The organism is Streptomyces sp. NPDC085931 (assembly GCF_044540565.1).
In the GTDB taxonomy this organism is placed as follows: Bacteria; Actinomycetota; Actinomycetes; order Streptomycetales; family Streptomycetaceae; genus Streptomyces.
On the sequence record NZ_JBITSK010000010.1, the window covers coordinates 124363 to 146991 of the forward strand.

22 protein-coding genes and 1 pseudogene are annotated in these 22629 nt (G+C 74.3%); 15 read left to right on the plus strand and 8 right to left on the minus strand.

Annotated features, from left to right (window positions below; genetic code table 11):
- Window position 1: 1 nt before the first annotated feature.
- On the minus strand, window positions 2-1420 hold the full coding sequence (locus tag ACIGAN_RS22325; RefSeq protein ID WP_399859839.1) for an HtaA domain-containing protein: 1419 nt from the start codon (window positions 1418-1420) through the stop codon (window positions 2-4).
- A 131-nt stretch (window positions 1421-1551) separates the two neighbouring features.
- On the opposite strand from ACIGAN_RS22325, the gene ACIGAN_RS22330 reads away from it, so the two are divergent.
- The 7 genes and pseudogenes from ACIGAN_RS22330 to ACIGAN_RS22360 all read left to right on the plus strand — a co-directional run bounded on the left by ACIGAN_RS22330 (window position 1552) and on the right by ACIGAN_RS22360 (window position 8840).
- Window positions 1552-2547 carry a hemin ABC transporter substrate-binding protein gene (locus ACIGAN_RS22330; protein ID WP_399859841.1) on the plus strand — a complete coding sequence of 332 codons (996 nt, stop codon included), beginning with the start codon at window positions 1552-1554 and terminating at the stop codon, window positions 2545-2547.
- Window positions 2544-3617: a FecCD family ABC transporter permease gene (locus tag ACIGAN_RS22335; protein ID WP_399859843.1), complete on the plus strand. Its 1074-nt coding sequence runs from the start codon at window positions 2544-2546 to the stop codon at window positions 3615-3617. Before ACIGAN_RS22330 ends, ACIGAN_RS22335 begins: the two co-directional genes overlap by 4 nt.
- On the plus strand, window positions 3614-4447 hold the full coding sequence (locus tag ACIGAN_RS22340; RefSeq protein ID WP_365737747.1) for a heme ABC transporter ATP-binding protein: 834 nt from the start codon (window positions 3614-3616) through the stop codon (window positions 4445-4447). Before ACIGAN_RS22335 ends, ACIGAN_RS22340 begins: the two co-directional genes overlap by 4 nt.
- A gap of 94 nt (window positions 4448-4541) precedes the next feature.
- Complete coding sequence (gene efeO / locus ACIGAN_RS22345; protein WP_399859845.1) at window positions 4542-5690, plus strand: iron uptake system protein EfeO; 1149 nt, start codon at window positions 4542-4544, stop codon at window positions 5688-5690.
- Window positions 5691-5703: 13 nt separating this feature from the next.
- Complete coding sequence (gene efeB / locus ACIGAN_RS22350) at window positions 5704-6945, plus strand: iron uptake transporter deferrochelatase/peroxidase subunit (RefSeq protein WP_399859848.1); 1242 nt, start codon at window positions 5704-5706, stop codon at window positions 6943-6945.
- A 4-nt stretch (window positions 6946-6949) separates the two neighbouring features.
- Window positions 6950-7885, plus strand: a pseudogene (gene efeU / locus ACIGAN_RS22355) (iron uptake transporter permease EfeU); the annotation flags it as partial.
- A complete protein-coding gene (locus ACIGAN_RS22360; protein WP_365737741.1) occupies window positions 7848-8840 on the plus strand; it encodes a hypothetical protein in 993 nt (330 codons plus the stop codon). The pseudogene efeU and the gene ACIGAN_RS22360, both read left to right, overlap by 38 nt.
- Window positions 8841-8853: 13 nt before the next feature.
- Here the strand turns inward: ACIGAN_RS22360 and ACIGAN_RS22365 are convergent, their stop codons facing one another.
- Entirely contained in the window at window positions 8854-9585 is a 732-nt protein-coding gene (locus tag ACIGAN_RS22365) for a bifunctional DNA primase/polymerase (RefSeq protein WP_365086905.1), read from the minus strand.
- 248 nt (window positions 9586-9833) lie between these two features.
- On the opposite strand from ACIGAN_RS22365, the gene ACIGAN_RS22370 reads away from it, so the two are divergent.
- Entirely contained in the window at window positions 9834-10691 is an 858-nt protein-coding gene (locus ACIGAN_RS22370; protein ID WP_365086908.1) for a glycerophosphodiester phosphodiesterase, read from the plus strand.
- On the opposite strand, the gene ACIGAN_RS22375 is transcribed toward ACIGAN_RS22370, so the two are convergent.
- Window positions 10670-11317, minus strand: a complete 648-nt coding sequence (locus tag ACIGAN_RS22375; RefSeq protein ID WP_399859852.1) for a TetR/AcrR family transcriptional regulator — start codon at window positions 11315-11317, stop codon at window positions 10670-10672. The two genes, ACIGAN_RS22370 and ACIGAN_RS22375, sit on opposite strands and share 22 nt — an antisense overlap.
- Before the next feature lie 106 nt (window positions 11318-11423).
- Between ACIGAN_RS22375 and ACIGAN_RS22380 the strand changes: the two genes are divergently transcribed.
- On the plus strand, window positions 11424-11630 hold the full coding sequence (locus tag ACIGAN_RS22380; RefSeq protein WP_365086914.1) for a DUF6243 family protein: 207 nt from the start codon (window positions 11424-11426) through the stop codon (window positions 11628-11630).
- 134 nt (window positions 11631-11764) lie between these two features.
- The gene (locus tag ACIGAN_RS22385; protein WP_399859855.1) at window positions 11765-13225 is read left to right on the plus strand and encodes a S28 family serine protease; all 1461 of its coding nucleotides are present in this window, start codon (window positions 11765-11767) and stop codon (window positions 13223-13225) included.
- Here the strand turns inward: ACIGAN_RS22385 and ACIGAN_RS22390 are convergent.
- Window positions 13206-14201 (minus strand): small ribosomal subunit Rsm22 family protein, encoded by a 996-nt coding sequence (locus tag ACIGAN_RS22390; RefSeq protein ID WP_399859858.1) that lies wholly within the window; start codon window positions 14199-14201, stop codon window positions 13206-13208. The two genes, ACIGAN_RS22385 and ACIGAN_RS22390, sit on opposite strands and share 20 nt — an antisense overlap.
- Before the next feature lie 133 nt (window positions 14202-14334).
- On the opposite strand from ACIGAN_RS22390, the gene ACIGAN_RS22395 reads away from it, so the two are divergent.
- Entirely contained in the window at window positions 14335-14817 is a 483-nt protein-coding gene (locus tag ACIGAN_RS22395) for an SRPBCC family protein (RefSeq protein ID WP_399859860.1), read from the plus strand.
- On the opposite strand, the gene ACIGAN_RS22400 is transcribed toward ACIGAN_RS22395, so the two are convergent.
- Entirely contained in the window at window positions 14785-15960 is a 1176-nt protein-coding gene (locus tag ACIGAN_RS22400) for a serine hydrolase domain-containing protein (protein ID WP_399859863.1), read from the minus strand. The genes ACIGAN_RS22395 and ACIGAN_RS22400 overlap by 33 nt on opposite strands.
- Window positions 15912-17210 (minus strand): multidrug effflux MFS transporter, encoded by a 1299-nt coding sequence (locus tag ACIGAN_RS22405; protein WP_399859865.1) that lies wholly within the window; start codon window positions 17208-17210, stop codon window positions 15912-15914. The genes ACIGAN_RS22400 and ACIGAN_RS22405 overlap by 49 nt, the downstream gene beginning before the upstream one ends.
- 85 nt (window positions 17211-17295) lie before the next feature.
- Between ACIGAN_RS22405 and ACIGAN_RS22410 the strand changes: the two genes are divergently transcribed.
- Window positions 17296-18342: a Gfo/Idh/MocA family protein gene (locus tag ACIGAN_RS22410; protein ID WP_399859868.1), complete on the plus strand. Its 1047-nt coding sequence runs from the start codon at window positions 17296-17298 to the stop codon at window positions 18340-18342.
- Here ACIGAN_RS22410 and ACIGAN_RS22415 read toward each other — a convergent pair.
- Entirely contained in the window at window positions 18329-19969 is a 1641-nt protein-coding gene (locus ACIGAN_RS22415) for an alkaline phosphatase D family protein (RefSeq protein WP_399859870.1), read from the minus strand. The genes ACIGAN_RS22410 and ACIGAN_RS22415 overlap by 14 nt on opposite strands.
- A gap of 134 nt (window positions 19970-20103) precedes the next feature.
- Here ACIGAN_RS22415 and ACIGAN_RS22420 point away from each other — a divergent pair, with 134 nt between their 5' ends.
- Window positions 20104-20862 (plus strand): SDR family oxidoreductase, encoded by a 759-nt coding sequence (locus tag ACIGAN_RS22420; protein WP_399859873.1) that lies wholly within the window; start codon window positions 20104-20106, stop codon window positions 20860-20862.
- Between the two features lie 262 nt (window positions 20863-21124).
- Here ACIGAN_RS22420 and ACIGAN_RS22425 read toward each other — a convergent pair whose 3' ends face one another.
- Window positions 21125-21451 (minus strand): nuclear transport factor 2 family protein, encoded by a 327-nt coding sequence (locus tag ACIGAN_RS22425; RefSeq protein ID WP_365086941.1) that lies wholly within the window; start codon window positions 21449-21451, stop codon window positions 21125-21127.
- Window positions 21452-21618: 167 nt separating this feature from the next.
- Between ACIGAN_RS22425 and ACIGAN_RS22430 the strand changes: the two genes are divergently transcribed.
- Both ACIGAN_RS22430 and ACIGAN_RS22435 read left to right on the plus strand, forming a co-directional pair.
- Entirely contained in the window at window positions 21619-22185 is a 567-nt protein-coding gene (locus ACIGAN_RS22430; RefSeq protein WP_399860092.1) for a DoxX family protein, read from the plus strand.
- A 57-nt stretch (window positions 22186-22242) separates the two neighbouring features.
- Window positions 22243-22596: a MazG-like family protein gene (locus ACIGAN_RS22435; RefSeq protein ID WP_365737722.1), complete on the plus strand. Its 354-nt coding sequence runs from the start codon at window positions 22243-22245 to the stop codon at window positions 22594-22596.
- Window positions 22597-22629 lie beyond the last annotated feature (33 nt).

Sequence of the window (22629 nt, forward strand, 5' to 3'; positions counted from 1 at the left end):
GTCAGTGCTGGTCCGGGGCGTCGGCCGCCGGACGGGTGCGGCGCCGGCGGACGGCGACGACCGTGACGGCCGCTGCCGCGACGGCCAGGAAGCCGGCCGCGAGGACGACGGGCAGGGCGGGCGTCCCGCCGTCGTCCGCCGTGTCGCTCGCGACGGGTCGCGCGGAGGCCTCCGGCGGCGCCGGCGTGGGCGGTGGGCTCGCCGTCGGCGCGCTGCCCAGGTCGGGCAGCGCGGGCAGTTCGGCGTCGGCCGTCAGGGCCACGGCCAGCGAGACCGGGTCCATGGCGGTGCCCGGCCGGTACATCCCGCCGAAGGCCCGCGCGCCCTGGGCGGTGAGCCGCGCGGGCGCCTCGGTCACCCGGACGAGCCCGCCGGACGCCTTCAGCTCCCCGGCGGTGAAGGTGACCAGCGGGGCCTTCTTCGCGCGGTACCCGGGGCTCGTGACGTCGGCGAGGAGCGTGCCCCGGCCCTCGTCGACGGTGACGCGGAACGCGCTCAGGCGCAGGTCGAGGCCGTGGGCGCCGGTGAAGCGCACGGCGCCGTGGAACGAGGCCGTCAGGCGGCCGTCCCGGTAGGTTCCCTCGCCGCCCGGGAAGCGGAAGAGGGCGCCGCCGTCCCGCGCGCCGGCGGAGAGGGTCCAGCGGCCGTCGGCGATGTCGCCGGTGACGTACTCGCGGAAGGTGCGGCGCACACCCCAGTCGACGGCACCGTCCTCGACGGCCTCGCCCGGGGTGCTCCGCCGGGACGGGGACGCCGAGGGCGCGGCGGGCGTGCGGGACGGCGGGGCCGCGGCCCGGCGCACATCGGCCGACAGGCTCACCGGGTCCAGCGCGGTGCCGGCCGTGTAGTACCCGGCGAAGGACCGGGCGCCCTGGGCGGTGAGCGTGGCGGGGACGTTGTTCAGCACGACGGAGGTGCCGGCGCCGCGCATGTCGATCCCGCCCAGCGAGAGGGAGGCGAAGGGCACCTGACGGGACGTCGTGACCGTCCCGGTGCCCTTCGCCTTGCTGGTGACGTCCACGAGGAGCGTGCCCGTGGAGCCGGTGACGCTCACGGTGGGACGGCTGAGGGTGAGGTCGAGCTGGTGCTCCCCCGTGCCGGTGCGGTGGCCGAGGAAGCGCACCCCGCCCGAGAAGGTGGCGCGGAAGGCGCCGGTGTCGCCGTCGTACGTCCCGGTCGCCGAGTGGAAGCGGAAGCCGCTGCCGCCGACGGTGGCCGCGCCGCCCGTGAGGGAGTAGCCGCCCTTGGCGATGGGCCCGGTGACGTAGGCGGAGAACGACGACTTGACGCCCCAGTCGAGCCGGCCGCCCTGCACGGCGCGGCCGGCGGCGTGGGCGCCGGTAGCCGGCAGCAGAGCGCCGAGGGCACCGACGAGGGCCGCGCAGAACAGGGTGACCAGGGCGCGTGGGCGGGCGGGCATGGCGGAGTCCTCCGGTAGCGACGGTGATGTCAGCCGTAGCGAATAAGGTAAGGCTAACCTAAGCTTCACTCGGGCCACAGGGACGGCGCCCGGCCTCAGGAGCGAAGGGAACGGAACGGATGGTGCGACGCATGCGCACACGACTGGCGGGGGCGCTGGTGTCCGCGCTGGCCCTCACGCTCACGGCGACGGCGTGCTCGGGGCCGGCACGGCCCGCCCCGGCGCCCGCCGTGACGACCGCGAACCGCGTCCAGCCCCTCTCGGGCACGCCGGAGCCCCGGCTCCCCGTCACCGTGCGCTCCGCCGACGGCGCGCGGGTGACGGTCGGCCGGGCGGCCCGGATCGTGCCCCTGTCCGGCAGCCTCAGCGAGATCGTCTTCACGCTCGGCCTCGGCGACCGGGTCGCGGCCCGCGACATCACCACCACGTTCGCGCAGGCCGCCCGGCTGCCCCTGGTCACCCGGGGCCACGACGTCTCCGCCGAGGGCGTGCTGTCGCTCAGGCCCGACCTGGTGCTCGCCGAGACCACGACCGGCCCCCGGGAGGCCATGGACCAGATCCGCGCCGCCGGCGTGCCGGTCCTGGTCGTCGCCCCGGCCACGGGCCTGGACGACGTCGGTGCGCGCATCCGGGCGGTCGCCGACGCGCTCGGCGTCCCGGACGCCGGTGAACGGCTCGTCCGCCGCTCCGAACAGCGCATCGCCGCCGTGCGGGAGTCGGTCCCGGCCGAGCGGCCCCGTCCCCGGGTGGCCTTCCTCTACCTGCGCGGCTCCGCCTCGGTCTACCTCATCGGCGGCGCAGAATCGGGCGCGACGTCGCTGATCGAGGCGGCCGGCGGCGTGGACGCCGGGGCCGATTCGGGCCTGGAGAAGGACTTCACCGCCCTCACCAGCGAGGCCCTTGTCAAAGCCGCTCCCGACGCCATCCTGGTGATGTCCGAAGGGCTCGCGTCGGTCGGCGGCGTCGACGGCCTGGTGAAGATCCCGGGCGTGGCCCAGACCCCGGCGGGGGCCGACCGGCGGATCGTCGCGGTCGAGGACGGCGTCCTGCTCACCTACGGCCCGCGCACCGACCAGGTGCTCGGGTCGGTGGTGCGGCAGCTGTACCCGGAGGGTGGCGGGCGATGACCGCGCTGCAGCGGACGACGGCCGGCGCCCCGACCCGCAGCCGACGCACCACGGCCCGGCTGCTGACGGCCGCGCTGGCCGCCGCCCTCCTCGTGCTCGTCCCGGTCGCCGCCGGCACCGGCGCCTTCCCCGTGCCCGTCGGTGACGTCCTCGCCTCCGTGCAGCACCGGCTGGGCCTGGGCGGCGCGGAGCTGGACCGAGTGGCCGAATCCGTGCTGTGGAACGTGCGGTTCCCGCGGATCGTGCTGGCGCTGCTGGTCGGCGCCTGCCTGGGCTGCGCGGGGGCGCTGATGCAGGGCGTGTTCGGCAACCCGCTCGCCGAGCCGGGCGTCATCGGCGTCTCCTCCGGGGCGGCGGTCGGCGCGGTCGCAGCCATCGCCCTCGGCGTGGACGCCCTCGGCACCTGGACGGTGCCGGCCTTCGCCTTCGTCTCGGGGCTGCTGACGGTCCTGCTGGTGTACGCGATGTCCCGTTCGGGCGGCCGCACGGAGGTGGTCACGCTGATCCTCACCGGCATCGCCGTGAACGCCTTCGCGGGGGCGCTGATCGGCCTGTTCCTCTTCGTCGCGGACACGGCCGCGGTCAACCAGATCACCTTCTGGCAGCTGGGCTCGCTCTCCCAGGCGACCTGGCCGAAGGTGCTGGCGGTCCTGCCGTGCGCGGCCGCCGGCCTGGCGGCGGCGCCCCGGTTCGCCCGCCGGCTGGACCTGCTGGCCCTCGGGGAGCGTCCCGCCCGGCACCTGGGCGTCGACGTGGAGCGGCTGCGGATCGTGCTGGTCCTCGTCATCGCGCTGCTGACGGCGGCGGCCGTGAGCGTCGCCGGGATCGTCGGCTTCGTGGGCCTGGTCGTCCCGCACCTCCTCCGCATGGCGGCCGGGCCGGGCCACCGCTTCCTCGTGCCGGGCAGCGCGCTGCTCGGCGCGCTGGTCCTGCTGGCCGCCGATCTCACGGCCCGTACGGCCGCGGCGCCCGCCGAACTGCCGCTCGGGGTGCTGACGGCCCTGCTCGGCAGCCCGTTCTTCTTCTGGCTGCTGCGCCGCACCCGGCGCCGGCAGGGAGGCTGGGCATGATCCGCCCGTACGGCCGGCGTCCGCGGCCGCCCGCGCCGCCCGCGCCCGGCGACGTCCTGGCCGAGGCCCGGGACCTGCGGGTCCGGCTCGGCGCCCGCGACGTCCTCACGGACGTCGCGCTCACCGTCCGCGCGGGCGAGGTCCTCGCCCTGGCCGGCCCCAACGGCGCGGGCAAGTCGACCCTGCTGAGCGCCCTGGCCGGCGACGTCCCGCCCGTCCGGGGAACGGTGAGCGTCCACGGCCGCCGCGCGGCGGACTGGAGCGCGCCGGAACTCGCCCTGCGCCGCGCGGTCCTGCCCCAGGCGCCCGCGCTCTCCTTCCCCTTCACGGTGGAGGAGGTCGTCCGCATGGGCCGGGCCCCGTACGCCGCCGACCCCGCGACCACCCCCGCGGACGACGACCGGGCGGTGGCCGAGGCGATGGCCGCGACCGAGGTGACCGCCTTCGCCGCCCGTCCGTTCTCCACGCTCAGCGGCGGCGAGCGGGCCCGGACCGCCCTGGCCCGCGTGCTGGCCCAGCGCGCCCCGCTGCTGCTGCTCGACGAGCCGACCGCCGCCCTCGACCTGCGGCACCAGGAACTGGTGCTGCGCCTGTGCCGGTCCCGGGCGCTCGCCGGGGACGCGGTGGTCGTGGTGGTGCACGACCTGGGGTTGGCGGCGGCTTACGCGCACCGGGTCGCCCTGTTGCGCGCCGGCCGGGTCGTGGCGACGGGCACACCCGCGGAGGTGTTCTCCGAGCGTCTGCTCTCCGACGTCTACGACCAGCCCGTGGAGGTCTTCCCGCATCCGCGCACGGACGGCCTGCTGATCGCTCCGCGACGCGACCTTTGACCGTCCCTTGACTGCCCCATGGGGGTGACTTTGAGCCACTTACGTCATTCTTATCTGGCTTAGGTGAGCCTCACCTTCCTGTTTTGGAGCCCAGATGCGACCCGTCAGACCAGCCTCCGTCGTCATCGCCGCCGCGGCGGTCCTGACCGCCGTCACCGGCTGCACCGAGAAGGGCGGTGCCGAGGACGGCGACCACGTGATCAAGGTGACGGCCACGGACGACAAGTGCGAGGTGTCGAAGAAGCAGTTCCCGGCCGGGCACGTCGAACTCGCCGTCGAGAACAAGGGCTCCAAGGTCACCGAGGTCTACGTCCTCTTCCCCGACGACCGCGTCGTCACCGAGCGGGAGAACATAGGCCCCGGCACCAAGCAGCGCGTCACCGCCGAGGTGAAGGCGGGCGACTACCAGATCGCCTGCAAGCCGGGCATGAAGGGCAAGGGCATCCGCCAGGCCGTCAAGGCCACCGGCGGCCGCACGGCGGAGCGCGACCCGCGTCTGGACAAGGCGGTGGCCGCCTACCGCGCCTACGTGCAGCGGCAGGCCGACGAGACGCTGCCGAAGGCGGAGGCCTTCGCCGCTGCGGTGCGGGACGGCGACGTCCAGGCGGCGAAGAAGGCGTACGCGCCCTCCCGCATCGGCTGGGAGCGCACCGAGCCCGTCGCCGAGTCCTTCGGGGACATCGACCCCAAGGTCGACGTCCGCGAGGACGGCCTGGAGGACGGGCAGGACCCCGCCACCGACTGGACGGGCTGGCACCGCCTGGAGAAGGCGCTCTGGCAGGACGGGAAGATCGGCGACCGCGAGAAGGAACTCGCCGGCCTGCTCGTCAAGGACCTGAAGGACTGGCAGAAGCGCGTCGGCACGGCCGAGATCACCCCCACCTCCATGGCCAACGGCGCCAAGGAACTCCTCGACGAGGTCGCCACCGGCAAGGTCACCGGCGAGGAGGAGCGCTACTCGCACACCGACCTGGTCGACTTCAAGGCCAACGTCGAGGGCGCGCAGCAGTCGTTCGACCTGCTGAAGCCGGTCGCCCGGGAGAACGACGCGGCCCTGGTCACCGAGCTGGACCGGCAGTTCGCCGCCCTGGACAAGCTCCTCGACCGCTACCGCCCGAACACCGCCTCCTACGAGTTCACCTCCTACGACAAGGTCGGCAAGGCGGACCGCAAGGAGCTGTCGGACGCGGTCAACGCGCTGGCGGAGCCGCTGTCGAAGCTCGCCGCGGCCGTCGTGAAGTGACCGGGACCCCACCATGACGGACACCGACGCACCCTCCCCCTCCCGGCGCGCGCTGCTCGGCTGGGGCGGCGCGGGCCTGGCGCTCGGCGCCGCCGCGGCGGGCGGCGCGGTGGCGATCGCCCGCACGGACGACGACGCCGCCACGCCCGCCGCCCACGCGGCGGTCCCGTTCCACGGCGCCCACCAGGCGGGCATCGCCACCCCGGTCCAGGACCGCCTGCACTTCGCCGCGTTCGACGTGACCACCGAGGACCGCGCGGCCTTCGTCCGGCTGCTCAAGGACTGGACGCAGGCGGCCCGGCGGCTGACGGCCGGCCGGACCGTCGGCGAGGGCGCCTACGGCGGCCTGGCCGAGGCACCCCCGGACGACACCGGCGAGGCGCTGGGCCTGAAGCCCTCCCGCCTGACCCTGACCATCGGCTTCGGCCCGAGCCTGTTCGAGAGGTTCGGCCTCGCCGACCGCCGCCCCGAAGCCCTGGTCGACCTGCCCAAGTTCGCGGGCGACAACCTGGACAAGGCCCGCAGCGGGGGCGACCTGTGCGTCCAGGCCTGCGCCGACGACCCGCAGGTCGCCGTGCACGCCATCCGCAACCTGGCCCGCATCGGCTTCGGCAAGGTCGTCATCCGCTGGTCGCAGCTCGGCTTCGGCAAGACGTCCTCGACGACGCCCGAGGGGCAGACCCCGCGCAACCTCTTCGGCTTCAAGGACGGCACGCGCAACATCGCGGGCACCGAGACGGCCCGCCTGCGCGAGCACGTCTGGGTCGGCGAGAAGGACGGCCCGGCCTGGATGACGGGCGGTTCCTACCTGGTCGCCCGCCGCATCCGCATGCACATCGAGACCTGGGACCGCACCTCGCTGCAGGAGCAGGAGGACATCTTCGGCCGCGACAAGGGCGAGGGCGCGCCGGTGGGCAAGGCCAAGGAGCGGGACGAGCCGTTTTTGAAGGCGATGAAGCCCGACGCGCACGTGCGGCTCGCGCACCCCGACTCCAACCACGGGGCGACCATCCTGCGCCGCGGCTACTCCTTCACCGACGGCACGGACGGCCTGGGCCGGCTGGACGCGGGCCTGTTCTTCCTGGCCTACCAGCGCGACGTCCGCACGGGGTTCATCCCGATCCAGCGCAACCTGGCCACGGACGCGCTCAACGAGTACATCCAGCACGTCGGTTCGGCGCTCTTCGCCATCCCGCCGGGCGTCCGCGACCAGGACGACTGGTGGGGCCGGACGCTGTTCTCCGAGGAGGCCTAGGCCCGTGTTCTCCAACTACCTGATCGGTCTGCGCGAGGGCCTGGAGGCGAGCCTGGTCGTCTGCATCCTCATCGCCTACCTCGTCAAGACCGGCCGCAGGGACGCGCTGAAGCCGATCTGGACGGGCATCGGCGTCGCCGTGGCACTCGCGCTCGGCTTCGGCTGCGCCCTCGAATTCGGCTCCCAGGAACTGACGTTCCAGGCGCAGGAGGCGCTCGGCGGCTCGCTGTCGATCCTCGCGGTCTGCCTGGTGACGTGGATGGTGTTCTGGATGCGCCGCACGGCCCGGCACCTGAGGTCGGAGCTGCACGGCAGGCTGGACGCGGCCCTGGCGATGGGCACGGGCGCGCTGGTGGCCACGGCGTTCCTGGCGGTCGGCCGGGAGGGACTGGAGACGGCCCTGTTCGTCTGGGCGTCGGTCCACGCGGCCGGCGACGGCACGCCGCGTCCCCTGGTGGGTGTCGCCCTGGGCCTGCTCACGGCCGTCCTGCTGGGCTGGCTGTTCTACCGGGGCGCCCTGCGCATCGACCTGTCGAAGTTCTTCACCTACACCGGCGCCATGCTGGTGGTGGTCGCGGCGGGTGTCCTGGCGTACGGCTTCCACGACCTGCAGGAGGCCGACTTCCTGCCCGGCCTCAACGACAAGGCCTTCGACGTCTCCGGCACGATCCCCCCGGACAGCTGGTACGGCACGCTGCTGAAGGGCGTCCTCAACTTCCAGCCGGACCCGACGACCCTCCAAGTCACCGTCTGGCTGCTGTACTTGGTCCCCACTCTGGCCCTCTTCCTCGCACCGGCCAGGGCGCGGCGGACGGAACCGGTGGGCGACCGGGCCTGACGCCGTAACCGCCGGAGGCACCCGGTAGGGTTCGCCTCCGGAAAGGGGAAGGTGAAGGAACCCGATGAGCAGGGATCGCGACCCTCGAACGCTCCGCAGGCCCGCCCGGAGCGCCCTCATAGCAACGTCGGTGACCGCTTTGTCGCTGACGACCGGCGGATGCGTCGTGGTGCACGGCGAACGGGAGATCCTTCCGTCCACCACCCGCGCCGAAGCCGCCGAGGCCCTCCGGCAGTTCACGACCGCGTACAACGCGGCCGACAAGGCCTACGACCCGGCCCTGGACGCCGACCACACCACCGGGGCCCTCGCCGACATCGACGCGGCCCGGCTGGAGGCCGGCCGGGCGAACAACCCGGGCGGCAACCCGAACCACACCCCCCTGAAGCTGACGGACGCGAAGTTCACCATCCCCAAGAAGGCCGGCTGGCCCCGCTGGTTCCTCGTCGACGCGGCCGGCAACAAGGGCGGCACCGCCCGCTGGCTCCTCGTCTTCACCCGCGGCAGCCTCGACGCCCCGTTCCAGGTGGCGTATCTGACGCTCGTCGCCCCGGGGAAGGTCCCGGAGTTCAAGAAGGACGCGGACGGCTGGGCCGAGGCCGTCCCCGCGAACGCGGCCGGCCTGGCCGCCGCTCCGGACGAACTGAGCCGCAGCTACAGCACGTACCTGAAGAACGGCGGCGCGGCCTTCGCGGACGGCCCGCACACCACGCAGTGGCGCGCCCTGCGCCAGAAGAACGCCAAGAAGCCGGGCCTGGTCACCCAGTACGTCGACGAGCCGCTGACCAACGGCGACTACGCGCCGCTGGCCCTGCGCACGGCGGACGGCGGGGCGCTGGTGTTCTTCACCACACGCCACTACGAGAAGCAGACGGCCGCGGCGGGCACGACGGTCCCCGCCCCGAACCAGGACGTGCTGGCCCTGACCAAGGGCGAGATCAAGCAGTCCCTCCTGATGGAGTTCGTCTCCAACGAGGTGGCGCTGGCTCCCGAGGGCCGCGGCAAGGTGACGATCCTGGGCAGGATCCAGGGCCTGACGTCGGCGGAGGGCTCGTAGCGGCCCGAAGGGCTCAGTGCCGCAGGGGCCAGGCCGCCCGCTGGTCGGTGTCCTCACCGGCGTAGCGGGCGCAGACCTCGGTGAGCACCTCCAGCAGGCTCAGCGGATCCGGCAGCGCGTGCTCCGGCCCGCGCACCCAGCGCACCGCCTGGTCCTCACCGGGCAGCCGGGCCGGCGGCACGAGGACGTAGGAGCCGCGGCAGTGCCAGCGCAGTCCGGGGTGCTCGTCCATCGTCTCGGGGTGGCAGTCCAGCTCGCACGGCCACCACTCGTCCTCGTCCTCGGGCGTACCGCGCGTGAGCGTGAAGAAGAGCATGCGCCCGTCGTCGCTCTCGGCGACCGGTCCGACCTCGACGCCCTCGGTCAGCAGCCGCTCCAACGCGACGCGACCGGCGTCGAGTGGCACGTCGAGGACGTCGTGCACCATGCCGGTCGCGGTGATGAAGTTGGCCTGCGGCTGATGGCGGGCCCAGCGCTCGATCTGGCCGCGGTCGGTGGTGGACTGCGTCTGCCAGGCGAAGGACACCGGGTGCCGGGCGGGGGTGGGACAGCCGACGCGGTCGCAGGAGCAGCGGTACCCGGCCGGGTGGGCGGCGGGCGCGAGGGGCAGTCCCGCGCCGGCGGCGGCAAGCAGCAGGGCCTCACGGCCGCCGTCCCCGGCGGTCTCCTTGGGCCGGCGCCCCGCGCGCAGCCACTGGGTGAGTTTGCCCTGCAGGCCGGTCCGGCCGCCGAACTCCGCGCTCATCTATCCCCTCGCCTCGCCGTCGTGCGGAACAGCATGCCCTATCGTCCCATCTTGCCGCGCACCGGGGGGCCAGTGCCCACATCCGGGGCATGGGGGCCGAGACGTGGACCGGTGGGGCGAGACACGGACCGGTGGGGCGAGTGGCGCAGGCGGGGCGAGGCATATGCCAGGGCGCGAAAAGGGGCGCAGCACCGCCATCGGGTGTCATTGACGGCTATGCCAGGACATGGCGCCCTACCGTGGTCGCCATGGTCACAAGCATCGCGCTGACGGCCCTGGCCACTGCGGCGTCCGTGGTCTCGCTCGCCCTCTCCGGCCCCGGCGGCCGCGCCCCGGCCCCGCTGGAGTGGGGCTCGGGCCCGCTGACCGTGGCGGCGCTCCCCCGCGTCACCTACGTCGCCCACCGCGGCGGCGCCCGCGAGGTCCCGGAGAACAGCATGACGGGCCTGATGGCGGCCTATTCGCGCGGGACGGCACAGGTGCTGGACTTCGACACCCGGCTGCTGCGCGACGGCACGCCGGTGGTGTTCCACGACGAGACCCTGAACCGGACGACCTACCTGGGCGGCGCGGTGCGCGGTCTGGACGCCGGGGAGTGGCGGGGTGTGCGGCTGCGCCCGAAGGACCGGCTGCCCGGGAGCTGGCGGTCGGAGCGGCCGCCGACGGTCGCCGAGGTGCTGGACCGGTTCGGCGGCCGGATCGTGCTGATGCTGGAGGCGAAGGACCCGCGGGCCCTGGACCGGCTGGCCGCCCTGATCCGGGCCCGGGGCCTGACCCGCTCGGTGTTCGTGAACTCCAACGACCCCGAGGTGGCCCGGCGCGCGCACCGCCTCGGCCTGCTCGCCCAGGTGTGGCGCTCGGCGGAGCAGCTGCGCACGGACCGCCCCGAGCGCTGGCGGTCGTTCGTCGACCTGCTGGACGTGGACCACCGGGCGCGCGACGCGGACCTGCTGCGGGCGGTGCGGTCGGGGATCCCGCGGGTGTGGGCGCACACGGTGGTGACGGACGCGCAGCGGGACCGGGTGCTGGCGCTGGGCTGCGACGGTGTCATCACGGACGCGCCGGGGCGGCTCGCCCGGGCCGCTCAGCGGGGCGCCAGGCCCTGAAGGGCGTAGTCGACGAGGGTGTCGGTGTACTCGTGGGTGATCGGCCCGGTGTGCTGGAGCCAGCGCTGGGCGAGCGGGGAGATGAAGAACTCCAGGGCGATGCGCAGGTCGAGGCCCTCGCGGACCTGCCCGGCGGCCTGGGCGGCGCGCAGCCGGTCCATGTAGAGGTCGAGCGAGGGCTGCATCAGCTTGGCCACCAGCTCGCGTCCGAGCTGCTCGTTGACGACGCCCTCGGCGGCCAGCGCGCGGGACGGCGCCTCGAACCGCGGGTCGCGCAGCTCGTCGACCGTGGCCCGCAGCACGGTCTTGAGGTCGGCGGCGACGTCCCCGGTGTCCGGGAATTCGTACGAGAGCGGTTCCGCCGCCGCCTCCCGCTGGGAACGTTCGGCCAGGTCGAGGAAGGCCTCCATCAGCACGTCCGCCTTCGAGGACCACCACCGGTAGATGGTCTGCTTGCCGACGCCGGCGCGGGCGGCGATCCCCTCGATGGTGGTCTTCGGGTAGCCGACCTCGACGACGAGGGCGAGGGCGGCGTCGTAGATGGCGCGGCGGGACCTCTCGCTGCGCCGGGTGGAGTCGGGGGCGGACTTGCCGGGGGCGGGCTGGGCTGACTTCTGGGCGGCCATGGGTCGAATTTACCAGGTTGACAAGACGGAGCGTCTCGCGGACAGTGGGAGGGAAATTGCGAGACGAACCGTCTCGTTTCCGTTGGTGGTGAGGAAGGAGCCCGACATGGCACGAGGTGCGGCCGGAAACATGCTGGGGGTCGGCGGTGCGCGCAAGACGCTCGGCCGCGAGGCCCTGCGGGGCGGCGGCCGGGGCGGCCGGGTCGGCGGCGGGCTCGATCCGCAGGCCCAGAAGCGCGAACTGCTGCGCAGGCTCCAGGAGAAGCGACAGCAGCGACGGCAGGAGGGCGACACGGCCGAGCCGTCGTCGTGAGCCTCCCCCGCCCGGGGGAGGGGCGCCCCTCGCGGGCGGGATCCTCCCGGGGGCGTCCGGCGGATGTACTGAGGCGGTCGCGGCAGCGCGACCGCCATCGGCACCGCGGACACCCGGGAGGGACCTCCATGCGCATGTGGACGAGACGAAGGATGCTCACGACGGCCGTCGCGACGGCGGGCCTCACCGCCTCGGCGGCGGGCCCGGCGCGGGCCGCGTACGGAGGGCGCGGCGGGCACGGCGGGCACGGGGGGCGCGTCGGGCACGACAGGCACGGGGGGCGCGTCGGGCACGGTGGGCACGGGGGGCGCGATGGACGCGGCGGGCACGATGGACGCGGCGGGCACGGGGATGTCGCGGACGCCCTGCGCGCACTGCCCGGGCTGCGGCTGGTCGAGGAACGGCCGGACGCCGAGCCCGGGTACCGGCACTTCGTCCTGGGCCTGCGCCAGCCGGTCGACCACACCGACCCCGCCGCCGGCACCTTCGAGCAGCGGCTCACCCTGCTCCACACGGCCCTCGACGCCCCGACGGTGCTCTTCAGCACGGGCTACCACGCGGTCCTCACCCCGCGCCGCACCGAACCGGCGGTGCTGCTCGGGGCGAACCAACTCCAGGTGGAACACCGCCACTTCGGCACCTCGGTCCCGGCCGGGCGGCCGGACCGCACCCACCTCACGATCCGCCAGGCCGCCGACGACCACCACCGCGTCGTCCGTCTCCTCCGCCGGCTCTACCCCGGCGCGTGGCTCTCCACCGGCGCCAGCAAGGGCGGCATGGCGACCGTCTACCACCGCCGGTTCCACCCCCGGGACGTGGACGGCACGGTCGTCTACTCGGCTCCGCACAACGTCGACGACCGCGACGACTCCGCCTACCTGCGCTTCCTGGAGACCGTCGGCACCGCTCCGGCCCGCGAGGCCGTCAAGGCCGCCCAGCGCCGGATGCTGCTCCACAGGGCGGAGCTGGTGGCCCGTTACGAGGACTGGGCGGCCGCCACGGGCGACACCTTCCGCCTCGTCGGCAGCGCCGACCGGGCCTTCGAAGTCGCCGTGCTGCGCGTGCTGTTCATGTTCTGGCAGCGCGCGGCACCGGCCGACCTCGCCGCGATCCCCGGCCCGCGGGCTACGGCCGGCGAGCTGTACGCGTGGCTGGACTCCTGGGCGGGACTGCCCCTGTACGCCGACACGGCGGCCCGGCGGTACGTCCCGTACTGGTACCAGATCGGCACCCAGCTCGGGTACGGCGACATCCCCACCGCCCATGTGGCGGACCTGCTGCGCCACCCCGGCTCCCTCACGGCGCGCACCTTCGTCCCCCCGGAGATCCCCCTGGCCTTCGACGGCGCGGCCATGCCGGACATCGACCGCTGGGTCCGCCGCCACGGCAGCAGGCTGCTGTTCGTCTACGGCGATCAGGACCCGTCGGTCGCCGAGTTCTTCCGCCCCGGGGGCGCGGACTCACGGGTGCTGTGGGTGCCGGGCGGCCATCACGGCGTGGACCTCGCGGACCTGCCCGCGGCCGACCGGGCGTGGGCGGAGGAGGCGCTGCTGCGCTGGACGGGGACGCGTCGACTCACCCGGCGGAGGCGGTAGGCGGCCAGGGGTCTCCCCAGTCGGCGTCCCGGGCCGCCTTGTAGAGGTCGCCGTGGCGTTTGGTGACCGTGGCCCGGCGCAGGGACGGCTCCGTCTCGCACAGGTCCAGCAGGACCTGGCCCTTGCGGAGCTGCGGGCGCCGCACGACTCGGGAGGGGGCCGGTCCGACGGGGAAGCGGGCGGCGGCGACGTAGCTGAACTTCTCGTCCTCGTAGGCCAGGGAACCGCCCTTGACCTGGCGGTGCAGGGAGGAGCGGCTCACCCGGGCGGAGAAGTGGCACCAGTCCGTGCCCGGGGCGATGGGGCAGGCGGCGCTGTGCGGGCAGGGGGCGGCGATCCGGAAGCCGGCGCCGATCAGGCGGTCGCGGGCCTCGATGACCCGGGCGTAGCCGTCGGGGGTGCCCGGTTCGACGATCACGACGGCCCGGGCGGCGGCCGCGGCGGCGTCGACGAGGGCGGTGCGGTCGGGGGCGGTCAACTCGTTGAGGACGTAGGAGACGGTGACGAGATCAGTGCTCTCCAGGGAGAGCGCCGCTCCGATCCGGGAGCGCTGCCAGCGGACGTCGCGCAGGGCCGGCCGGGCGGCGGCGATCTCCCGGCCGAGGGCGAGGGCCGGCTCGGCCCAGTCGAGCACGGTGACGGGCCGCTCCCCCGCCCAGGTGGCGCTCACGGCCCAGGCCCCGGCGCCCGTGCCGCCGCCGACGTCGGTGTGCGATCCGGGCACCCATCCGGGCGCGGCGCCGGCGAACGCCTCCAGCGCCGAGCGCACCGCCTCGAAGGTCGCGGGCATCCGGTAGGCGGCGTAGGCGGCGACGTCGGCCCGGTCCCGCAGGATCGGGGCGTCGGTCGGGGTGGCCCCCCGGTAGTTGCTGATCAGCCGCTCCACGGCCTGCGCGGCCTGCCGGGGCGGCAGCCCGTCGAGCAGACCGGCGAGGGAGGCGCGCAGGGAGTCGGCCGGGGTCAGGGGATCGTTCACCCGGCGATTCTACGAGGGTCCCGGCACTGCCGGACTCCCCCGTCCGGCCCCGCCGGACTGCGCCCGCGGGACGCCCGGCGTGACCCTGGAAGCCACCTCTCGCCCCGAACGCACACCTGCCTGGAGCGTGGCCATGGCCCGGAACCGCCGTCTGATCCTGACCTCGCCCTCCGAGGTCTGGCGCCTGCTGTCGGACGGCCACCGCTACGGGGAGTGGGTGACCGGCACGCGACAGGTCCTCGCCGCCGACCCGCACTGGCCGGACGTGGGCGCCCGGCTGCGGGTCCGCGTCGGCGCGGGCCCGCTCACCCTGGACGACACCTGCGTGGTCCGCATCTGCGAGCCGGGCCGCCGCCTGGAACTGGAGGCGAAGGCCGACCCGTTCGGCGCGGCCCGCATCGCCATGCGGCTGCTCCCCTGGGGCGAGCACACCCTCCTCACCCTCGACTGGCACCCCCTCCGCGGCCCGGGCACCCGCATGCACGGCCTCCCGGTCGACTACCTCGTCGCGGTCCGCAACGGCATGATGCTGACGAAACTGGCCCGGATCGCCCTGCGCGAGCGGGACCGGAGCGGCCGGCCCTCATCTCCCCCGCACGGCCCGCGCCACCCGTGAGGCCGCCGCTGACCTCGGGGCGTGGTCGGGGCGGCGGCGGCGGGGGTGGACCGTGTTGGCGAGGAGGATCAGGAACGTGTCCGTCGCCGGGTCGAGGACCAGGGACGTGCCCGTGAAGCCCGTATGACCCGCCGCGCCGCGGCCCGCGAGGTCGCCCATGAACCAGGGCTGGTCGAGGGTGAAGCCGAGGCCCGGCGGGGTGAAGAGGAGTTCCACGAAGTCGGGGCCGAGGATGCGGGCGGGGCCGTAGGAGCCGCCGGCCAGGAGGGCGCGGCAGAACACCGCGAGGTCCCGGCCGGTGGAGAACAGGCCCGCGTGGCCCGCCACTCCGCCGAGCGCCCAGGCGTTCTCGTCGTGCACCTCGCCCCGCAGCATGCCGCGGTCCGCCTTGGCCCAGGGGCGGCGCTGGTCCTCCGTCGCCGCGGCGCCCGGGCACGGTCCGAAGGCCGTCGCCGTCATGCCCAGCGGCCGGGTGATGCCGTCGTGGATCAGGACGTCGAGGGTGCGGCCGGTGAGGCGTTCCAGGACGTGCTGGAGGAGGAGCATGTTGAGGTCGGAGTAGCAGTACGTGCCGGGCGCTCCGACCGGGGCCTCCGAGCGCAGTGCCGCGAGGCGCTCGGCGTCGTCGGCGCAGTCGTACAGGGGGAGTTCGGGCCGCAGGCCGGACGTGTGGGTGAGGAGCTGGCGGACGGTGATGCCGTGCCGGGCCGCCGCGGTGAAGTCGGGCAGGTACGCGCCGGCCTTCGCGTCGATGCCCAGCGTGCCGCGCTCGATCTGCTGCACGGCGGCGACCGAGGTGAACAGTTTGGTGAGGGACGCCAGGTCGAAGGGTGTGCCGACGGTCATCGGGACCCGCTCCCCGGGGGGCAGTTCCACGCCCGCGTCGGTGGCCTCGTCGTAGGCCGCGTAGCGGACGGCCCAGCCCGCGGCCTCCTCGACGGCGATGACCGGGCCGCGGCCCACGACCAGCACCGCGCCCGGTGCCCAGGGGCGCTGCCCGGTGGTCAGGACGTGGACCTCCCGGACGAGCCGGCGCAGTTCCGCGGGGTCGAGTCCGGCCCGTTCCGGCGTGCCGTCGCGCAGTCTCGGTGCGCTCAGCTGTCCGCTCCCTCCGCGCTCGCGCGAGCCCTCCAGGGTCGGCACATTCCCATGAAGCAGGCCAGCGCCACCAGGGCGGCGGCCAGTTGGACGACGGCCATCGGGAGGGCGGTGTCCTCCCCGGCGACGCCGACCAGCGGGGAGGCGACGGCCCCGATGAGGAAGGAGGTCGTGCCGAGCAGGGCGGAGGCGGAGCCCGCGGCGTGCCGGACGCGCATCAGGGCGAGCGCCTGCGTGTTGGGCAGGGTGATGCCCATGGCCGACATCAGCACGAACAGCGCGACGGCCACGGGCGCGAGCCCGACCTCGCCGAACACGCCCAGGGACATCAGCAGCAGCGCGGTCGCGGCGGTGATGACGACCGCCAGGCCGACGCCCAGCACCCGGTCCAGGCTGACCCGGCCGACCAGGATCTTGCCGTTGATCTGGCCGACGACGACCAGTCCGACGGAGTTGACGCCGAACAGCAGGCTGAACGTCTGCGGGGAGGCGCCGTAAATCTCCTGGACGACGAACGGGGAGGCGGAGATGTAGGCGAAGAGGGCGGCGAAGGCGAAGCCGCCGGTGAGCATGTAGCCGGTGAAGGAGCGGTCGGCCAGCAGGGTGCGCATCGCGCGCAGGGCCTCGCCGACGCCGCCGCTGTGCCGTTCGGCGGGCGGCAGCGTCTCGGGCAGCCTCGTCCAGACCAGGACGCCGATGAGGACGCCGACGACCGTGAGGACGGCGAACACGCCCCGCCAGTCCGTCACGCGCAGCACCTGCCCGCCGATCAGCGGCGCCACGACCGGGGCGACCCCGGAGATCAGCATGAGGGTGGAGAAGAAGCGGGCCATGGCCATGCCGTCGTAGAGGTCGCGGACGACGGCCCGGGCGATGACGATCGCGGCGGCGCCCGCGAGGCCCTGGGCCAGCCGGAAGGCGACGAGGGTCTCGACGGTGGGGGCGAGCGCGCACAGGACGGTGGCGACGACGAAGACGGCGAGCCCGGCCAGGAGCGGGCGGCGGCGCCCCCAGCGGTCGCTCATCGGCCCGACCACGAGCTGCCCGAGGGCCATGCCGGCCAGGCAGGCGGTGAGGGTGAGCTGGACGGTCGCGGCGGGCGCGTGCAGGGAGCGGGTGACCTCGGGCAGCGACGGGAGGTACATGTCCATCGCCAGGGGAGGTACGGCGGTCAGGCTTCCGAGGAGGAAGGTGACCAGGAGCCCGGTGCGGCGGTGCGGTGCGAGGCCGGGGGCCGCCGTCCCGGTCGCGGCCCCCTGCGCGGTCTTCGATATGGACGCCCCACCCTCGGGCATGAGTCCCTCCCTCTTCGAGTCGATCGGCACCTATGCTCTCAGCTCGTACGGACTGCTAGGGGTCACGAGGCGGAGGCGGGCGGGAATGACGGTGGACACGGTGCGGTGGGGGATCCTGGCGACCGGAGGGATCGCGGCCGCGTTCACCGCGGACCTGATCGACCTGCCGGACGCGGAGGTCGTGGCGGTGGCGTCGCGGTCGCCGGAACCGGCGAAGGCGTTCGCGGAGCGGTTCGGGATACCCCGCGCCTACGGCGACTGGAACGCGCTCGCGCAGGACGAGGACATCGATGTCGTCTACGTCGCCACGCCGCACACCGCGCACCGGGCCGCCGCCGGGCTGTGTCTGGCGGCCGGGCGGCACGTGCTGTGCGAGAAGCCGTTCACGCTGAACCTGCGCGAGGCGGAGGAACTCGTGGCGCTGGCGCGGGAGCACGGGCGCTTCCTGATGGAGGCGATGTGGATGTACTGCAATCCGCTGGTGCGGCGGCTGAAGGCGCTGGTGGACGACGGGGCGATCGGCGAGGTGCGCAGTGTGCAGGCGGACTTCGGGCTGGCCGGTCCGTTCCCGCCCTCGCACCGGCTGCGCAACCCGGAGCTGGGCGGGGGCGCGCTGCTCGATCTGGGCGTGTACCCGGTGTCGTTCGCGCAGCTGCTGCTCGGGGAGCCGTCGGACATCGCGGCGCGAGCGGTGCTCTCGGACGAGGGCGTCGATCTCCAGACGGCAGCGGTGCTCTCCTGGGAGAGCGGCGCTCTCGGTTCGGTGCACTGCTCCATCGTGGGCGGGACGGCGACCGCCGCCTCGGTGACCGGCTCCGCGGGCCGCATCGACATTCCGCACGGCTTCTTCTTCCCGGAGCGGTTCGTGCTGCACCGGGACGGCCGTGACGCCGAGGAGTTCACGGCCGACCCGGCGGACGGCCCGCGCAACAGCATGCGCCACGAGGCGCTGGAGGTCATGCGGGCCGTGCGCGCCGGCGAGACCGAGTCGCCGCTCGTCCCGCTCGACGGCACGCTCGCGGTGATGCGGACGCTCGACGCGATCCGCGACCGCGTCGGCGTCCGCTACCCCGGGGAGAGCCCGGGCGAGGCCCCCGGCGAGGGCCGCGCCACGGAACTCACGCCGGCTTGAGCCCCTGCTCCCCCACCTCCGTCACGAAGGACGCGGCCGTCGTGACCGGCGCCCCCTGCCGGGTCACGTACGGCACGGTCCGGAAGTCGGCCCGCGCCGCCCGCCGTCCGAGCTCGACGGTGACGTAGCCGCGCCGGCCGTTGAAGAACTTCAGGTGCGGGTTGGCGGACATGTAGGTGTCCCAGGTCGCGGGCTTGTCGGCGCCGTCCCGGCCGCTGGAGACCGAGGTCGCCACGATCTCCGTGCCGAGCGTGGCGGAGGCCGGGTCGTCGAAGTCGTCCTTGATGTCGAAGGCGTACGCGGAGTGCACGTCGCCGCTGAGCACCATCAGGTTCGCCACGCCGGCGGCCTTCGTGCCGTCCAGGACGCGGCGGCGGGAGGCGCTGTAGCCGTCCCACGCGTCCATCGACACCCGGGACGGGGTGGTGGCGTCCATGTTCCGGCGGGCGAACAGCACCTGCTGCGGCACGACGTTCCACAGCGCCCGTGAGGAGCGCCAGCCGTCGAGCAGCCACCGCTCCTGCGTGGCGCCGGTCATGGTGCGTGCCGGGTCGTCGGACTCGGGGCCGGGCACGTGGGCCGTGTCGCCGTAGGCCTGGTCGGAGCGGTACTGGCGGGTGTCCAGGACGTCGAACTGGGCGAGCCGGCCCCAGGTCAGGCGGCGGTACAGCCGCATGTCGGATCCGGCCGGGCGCTGCGGGCGGCGCAGGGGCTGGTTCTCCCAGTAGGCGCGGTAGGCGGCGGCGCGGCGCAGCAGGAACTCCTCCGGCGGGACGCTGTTCTCCGGGGTGTCGCCGGCGTAGTTGTTCTCGGTCTCGTGGTCGTCCCAGGTGACGACGAAGGGGTGCGCGGCGTGCGCGGCGGCCAGGTCCGGGTCGGACTTGTAGAGGGCGTAGCGCAGCCGGTAGTCCTCCAGGGTCAGCGTCTCGCGGTCGAACAGGGCGGGCAGGGTGCGGTCGGTGTACCGGCGCCGGCCGCCGACCGCGTCGACGGCGTACTCGTAGAGGTAGTCGCCGAGGTGGAAGACGAGGTCGACGTCCTCGGCGGCGAGATGGGCGTAGGGGGTGTAGTAGCCGTCGTGGTAGGCCTGGCAGGAGACGGCGGCGAGGGTGAGGGACGCCGGGCGGCTGCCGGGGCCGGGGGCGGTGCGGGTGCGGCCGGTGGGGCTGGTCCAGCGGCCCGTGCGGAAGCGGTAGTGGTAGACGCGGCCGGGCTCCAGGTGGCCCACCTCGACGTGGACGGTGTGGTGGAACTCGGGGTGCGCGGTGGCGGTGCCGCGCCGGGCGACGCGGCGGAACCGCTCGTCGTGGGCCAGCTCCCAGTGCACGGTGACGCGTTCGGCGGGCAGTCCGCCGTCGGCCTGGAACGGGACGGGCGCGAGGCGGGTCCACAGGATCACCGAGTCCGGCTGGGGGTCGCCGGAGGCGACGCCCAGCGTGAAGGGGTCGTCGGCGATGCGCCCGGCGTCGAGTTCGGCGGCGGCCGCGACTCCGGGCGCGGGCAGGTTGGTCGAGAAGGCCAGCGCGGCGGCGGCGCCGGTGGTGGTGAGGAAGCGGCGGCGGCCGATGTGGCGCGCGGCGGCGCGGAGTTCGGGGGCGTGCTGGGACGGGTGTGCTGCGGGTGTCATCCGGTCCTCCCCTGGCGAATGGCTGCAGGGGGCATTGGAGTGGCCGGGGACGACACCTGGTCGACGCGTACCTCGCACCCACATGACGGACGGATGAGTTCCGGATGGCGGACCCTCCCGTACGCTGCGGGCCCATGGACGCGAAGGAGAACGGAATCGCGGTGGTGACCGGCGCGGGCTCCGGCATCGGCCGGGCGGTCGCGGTGGAACTGCTGCGCGCGGGCTGGTCGGTGGCGCTGGCGGGCCGGCGCGCCGGGACGCTGGAGGAGACGGCGGCCCTCGTGCCGGAGGCCGCGGCCCTCGTCGTCCGGACGGACGTCTCACAGCCGGAGGACGTGGACGCCCTCTTCGCCGCCACCGTCGGGCGGTTCGGGCGGGTGGATCTGCTGTTCAACAACGCGGGCACGTTCGGGCCCGGCGGCGTGCCCGTCGAGGAACTGCCCTACGACGCCTGGCGGCACGTGGTGGACACCAACCTCAACGGGGCGTTCCTGTGCGCGCAGGCGGCGTACCAGCAGATGAAGGAGCAGGACCCGCAGGGCGGGCGGATCATCAACAACGGCTCGATCTCCGCGCACACGCCGCGCCCGAACTCGGTGGCCTACACGGCGACCAAGCACGCCCTGACCGGCCTGACCAAGTCGCTGTCGCTGGACGGGCGGCCGTACCGGATCGCCGTGGGGCAGATCGACATCGGCAACGCGGCGACCGACATGACGGCCGGGATGCGGACGGGAGCCCTGCAGGCCAACGGGGTGGTCGCCCCGGAACCGGTGATGGACGTGGCGGACGTGGCCCGCACGGTGCGGCACATGGCGGAGCTGCCGCTGGAGGCGAACGTGCAGTTCGCGACCGTGCTGGCCACGGCGATGCCGTACGTGGGGCGCGGCTGAGCCCTCAGGGGTGCGCCTGTGCGGTCGTTCAACTCGTCAACTCGTCAACCTGCACAAACGGAATAAGTACGTCCGGACCATTGCGGCCGGTGGGGCGCTTATGCTCAACTCTCCTACACCAAAGCTTCACACTTGGAGCAGAGGACTTCCGTAGGCCACATCCAGGGGGGGGTGGGGGCGGCAGTCGTTCCACGGGACCGGGTGGGGGTGGACCCCGCGAGGGACCGCGGGGTGCGCACCGGTGCGTGGAACGACTGCCGAATCAGGCCTGGCCGGTCTCGAAGCGGGAGATCCTGCCGTCCTCGTCGACGGTGAAGCTCCACCGGGTGCGCATCTCGCCCCAGGTGTCGTTGCTGTAGCGGGCGAGCAGGGACCGGCCGCCGTCGGACTCGTTGTCGACCTCCATGTGGCCGCGGGAGGAGAAGATCTCCCGGTCGACCCAGTCCTCGAGGTCGCGGTCGGACCCGTCGTCGGCCATGGTCGCGCCCGGGGCAAGAAGCTCCATGAAGCTCTCGCGGTCGTGGTTGTTCACGGCGGTCACGAAGGCGCGGACGACCGGGTCGCTCAGGCGCGTCGTCTGAATCGTCATACGCGTCAGCCTCGTCCCGGCCGCCCGGCCACGCCACCCGTGCCACCCGAACGGCGCCCCGGGCGCGGCCGTGGGGTGTCGCGCGGCGCCGCGGGTGCGACGGTGGAGACGCGACGAGGGGTCTTCCCCTGTTCCTGCTGTCTGCTCCGGGAGACGACGTGAGGCACGTGAGGCACGCGAGGCACGACCACCGAGGCGATCTGGGCCTGCTGCTGCTCCGGCTGGGAGCGGGGAGCGTCCTGGCCGCCCACGGCGCGCAGAAGCTGTTCGGCTGGTTCGGCGGCCACGGCATCGAGGGCACCGGCCAGTTCATGGAGTCCGTGGGCTACGCCCCGGGCAGGGCGAGCGCGACGGCGGCGGGGCTCGCGGAGACGGGCGGCGGCGCGCTGCTGGCCCTCGGCCTGGCCACGCCCGCGGCCGGGGCTGCGGCGGCCGGGGCGATGGCGGGAGCGGCCGCGGTGCACGCCCCGAACGGCTTCTTCAACCAGGGCGGCGGCTACGAGTACGCGGCGACGCTCGGCCTGACGGCCGCCGGCCTCGCCGTCACCGGGCCGGGGCGGTACTCCCTGGACCACGCGCTCGGGCACGCGGTGAACCGGGGCTGGATGATCCCGGCGGCCTTCGCGGCGGCCGCGGCGGGCACCGCCCTGGTCGTCGGGGGGCGGGCCCGGCGGCTGCGGAAGGCCGAGGAGGGCGAGCAGGAGGCCCTGTTCGAAGAGGAGTCGATGGCGTAGCGCCCCGCCGGGGCGCGGCCGGGGGCGTTGTCAGACCCGCGTGGCAGGCTGCCGCCCATGAGTGATGACACGCCCCCCACCCCGCCCGCGCCCGAGCTGTGGGAGACCGTCGACGTCCTGTACGCGTGGCTGGACGCGCAGCGCCCGGTCGAGGGCCGTGAGGGCCTGCTGCTGCGCGTGCTGAAACTCAGCGAGGAGGTCGGCGAGGTCGCCGAGGCGGTCATCGGCGTCACCGGCCAGAACCCGCGCAAGGGCGTGACGCACGGCTGGGAGGACGTGCAGGCGGAGCTGTGCGACGTCGTCATCACGGCGCTGCTGGCGCTGCGGACCCTGACGCCCGAGGCACGGGAGGTGTTCACGCGCCACCTGGAGCGGGTGGCGCGGCGGTCACTGGCCTCGGCGCGGCAGTGACCGCCACGGCGTCGGCCCCCGGTGGGGCCCCCG

What these genes read in the sequence shown, in the direction of transcription:
- ACIGAN_RS22330 (WP_399859841.1), top strand. Translation starts at nt 1,552, where the DNA reads ATGCGCACACGACTGGCGGGGGCGCTGGTGTCCGCGCTGGCCCTCACG.
- ACIGAN_RS22370 (WP_365086908.1), top strand. Translation starts at nt 9,834, where the DNA reads ATGGTCACAAGCATCGCGCTGACGGCCCTGGCCACTGCGGCGTCCGTG.
- ACIGAN_RS22425 (WP_365086941.1), bottom strand. Translation starts at nt 21,451, where the DNA reads ATGACGATTCAGACGACGCGCCTGAGCGACCCGGTCGTCCGCGCCTTC.
- ACIGAN_RS22415 (WP_399859870.1), bottom strand. Translation starts at nt 19,969, where the DNA reads ATGACACCCGCAGCACACCCGTCCCAGCACGCCCCCGAACTCCGCGCC.
- efeB (WP_399859848.1), top strand. Translation starts at nt 5,704, where the DNA reads ATGACGGACACCGACGCACCCTCCCCCTCCCGGCGCGCGCTGCTCGGC.
- ACIGAN_RS22405 (WP_399859865.1), bottom strand. Translation starts at nt 17,210, where the DNA reads ATGCCCGAGGGTGGGGCGTCCATATCGAAGACCGCGCAGGGGGCCGCG.
- ACIGAN_RS22340 (WP_365737747.1), top strand. Translation starts at nt 3,614, where the DNA reads ATGATCCGCCCGTACGGCCGGCGTCCGCGGCCGCCCGCGCCGCCCGCG.
- ACIGAN_RS22335 (WP_399859843.1), top strand. Translation starts at nt 2,544, where the DNA reads ATGACCGCGCTGCAGCGGACGACGGCCGGCGCCCCGACCCGCAGCCGA.
- ACIGAN_RS22395 (WP_399859860.1), top strand. Translation starts at nt 14,335, where the DNA reads ATGGCCCGGAACCGCCGTCTGATCCTGACCTCGCCCTCCGAGGTCTGG.
- efeO (WP_399859845.1), top strand. Translation starts at nt 4,542, where the DNA reads ATGCGACCCGTCAGACCAGCCTCCGTCGTCATCGCCGCCGCGGCGGTC.
- ACIGAN_RS22410 (WP_399859868.1), top strand. Translation starts at nt 17,296, where the DNA reads ATGACGGTGGACACGGTGCGGTGGGGGATCCTGGCGACCGGAGGGATC.
- ACIGAN_RS22385 (WP_399859855.1), top strand. Translation starts at nt 11,765, where the DNA reads ATGTGGACGAGACGAAGGATGCTCACGACGGCCGTCGCGACGGCGGGC.
- ACIGAN_RS22360 (WP_365737741.1), top strand. Translation starts at nt 7,848, where the DNA reads ATGAGCAGGGATCGCGACCCTCGAACGCTCCGCAGGCCCGCCCGGAGC.
- ACIGAN_RS22380 (WP_365086914.1), top strand. Translation starts at nt 11,424, where the DNA reads ATGGCACGAGGTGCGGCCGGAAACATGCTGGGGGTCGGCGGTGCGCGC.
- ACIGAN_RS22325 (WP_399859839.1), bottom strand. Translation starts at nt 1,420, where the DNA reads ATGCCCGCCCGCCCACGCGCCCTGGTCACCCTGTTCTGCGCGGCCCTC.
- ACIGAN_RS22435 (WP_365737722.1), top strand. Translation starts at nt 22,243, where the DNA reads ATGAGTGATGACACGCCCCCCACCCCGCCCGCGCCCGAGCTGTGGGAG.
- ACIGAN_RS22420 (WP_399859873.1), top strand. Translation starts at nt 20,104, where the DNA reads ATGGACGCGAAGGAGAACGGAATCGCGGTGGTGACCGGCGCGGGCTCC.
- ACIGAN_RS22365 (WP_365086905.1), bottom strand. Translation starts at nt 9,585, where the DNA reads ATGAGCGCGGAGTTCGGCGGCCGGACCGGCCTGCAGGGCAAACTCACC.
- ACIGAN_RS22375 (WP_399859852.1), bottom strand. Translation starts at nt 11,317, where the DNA reads ATGGCCGCCCAGAAGTCAGCCCAGCCCGCCCCCGGCAAGTCCGCCCCC.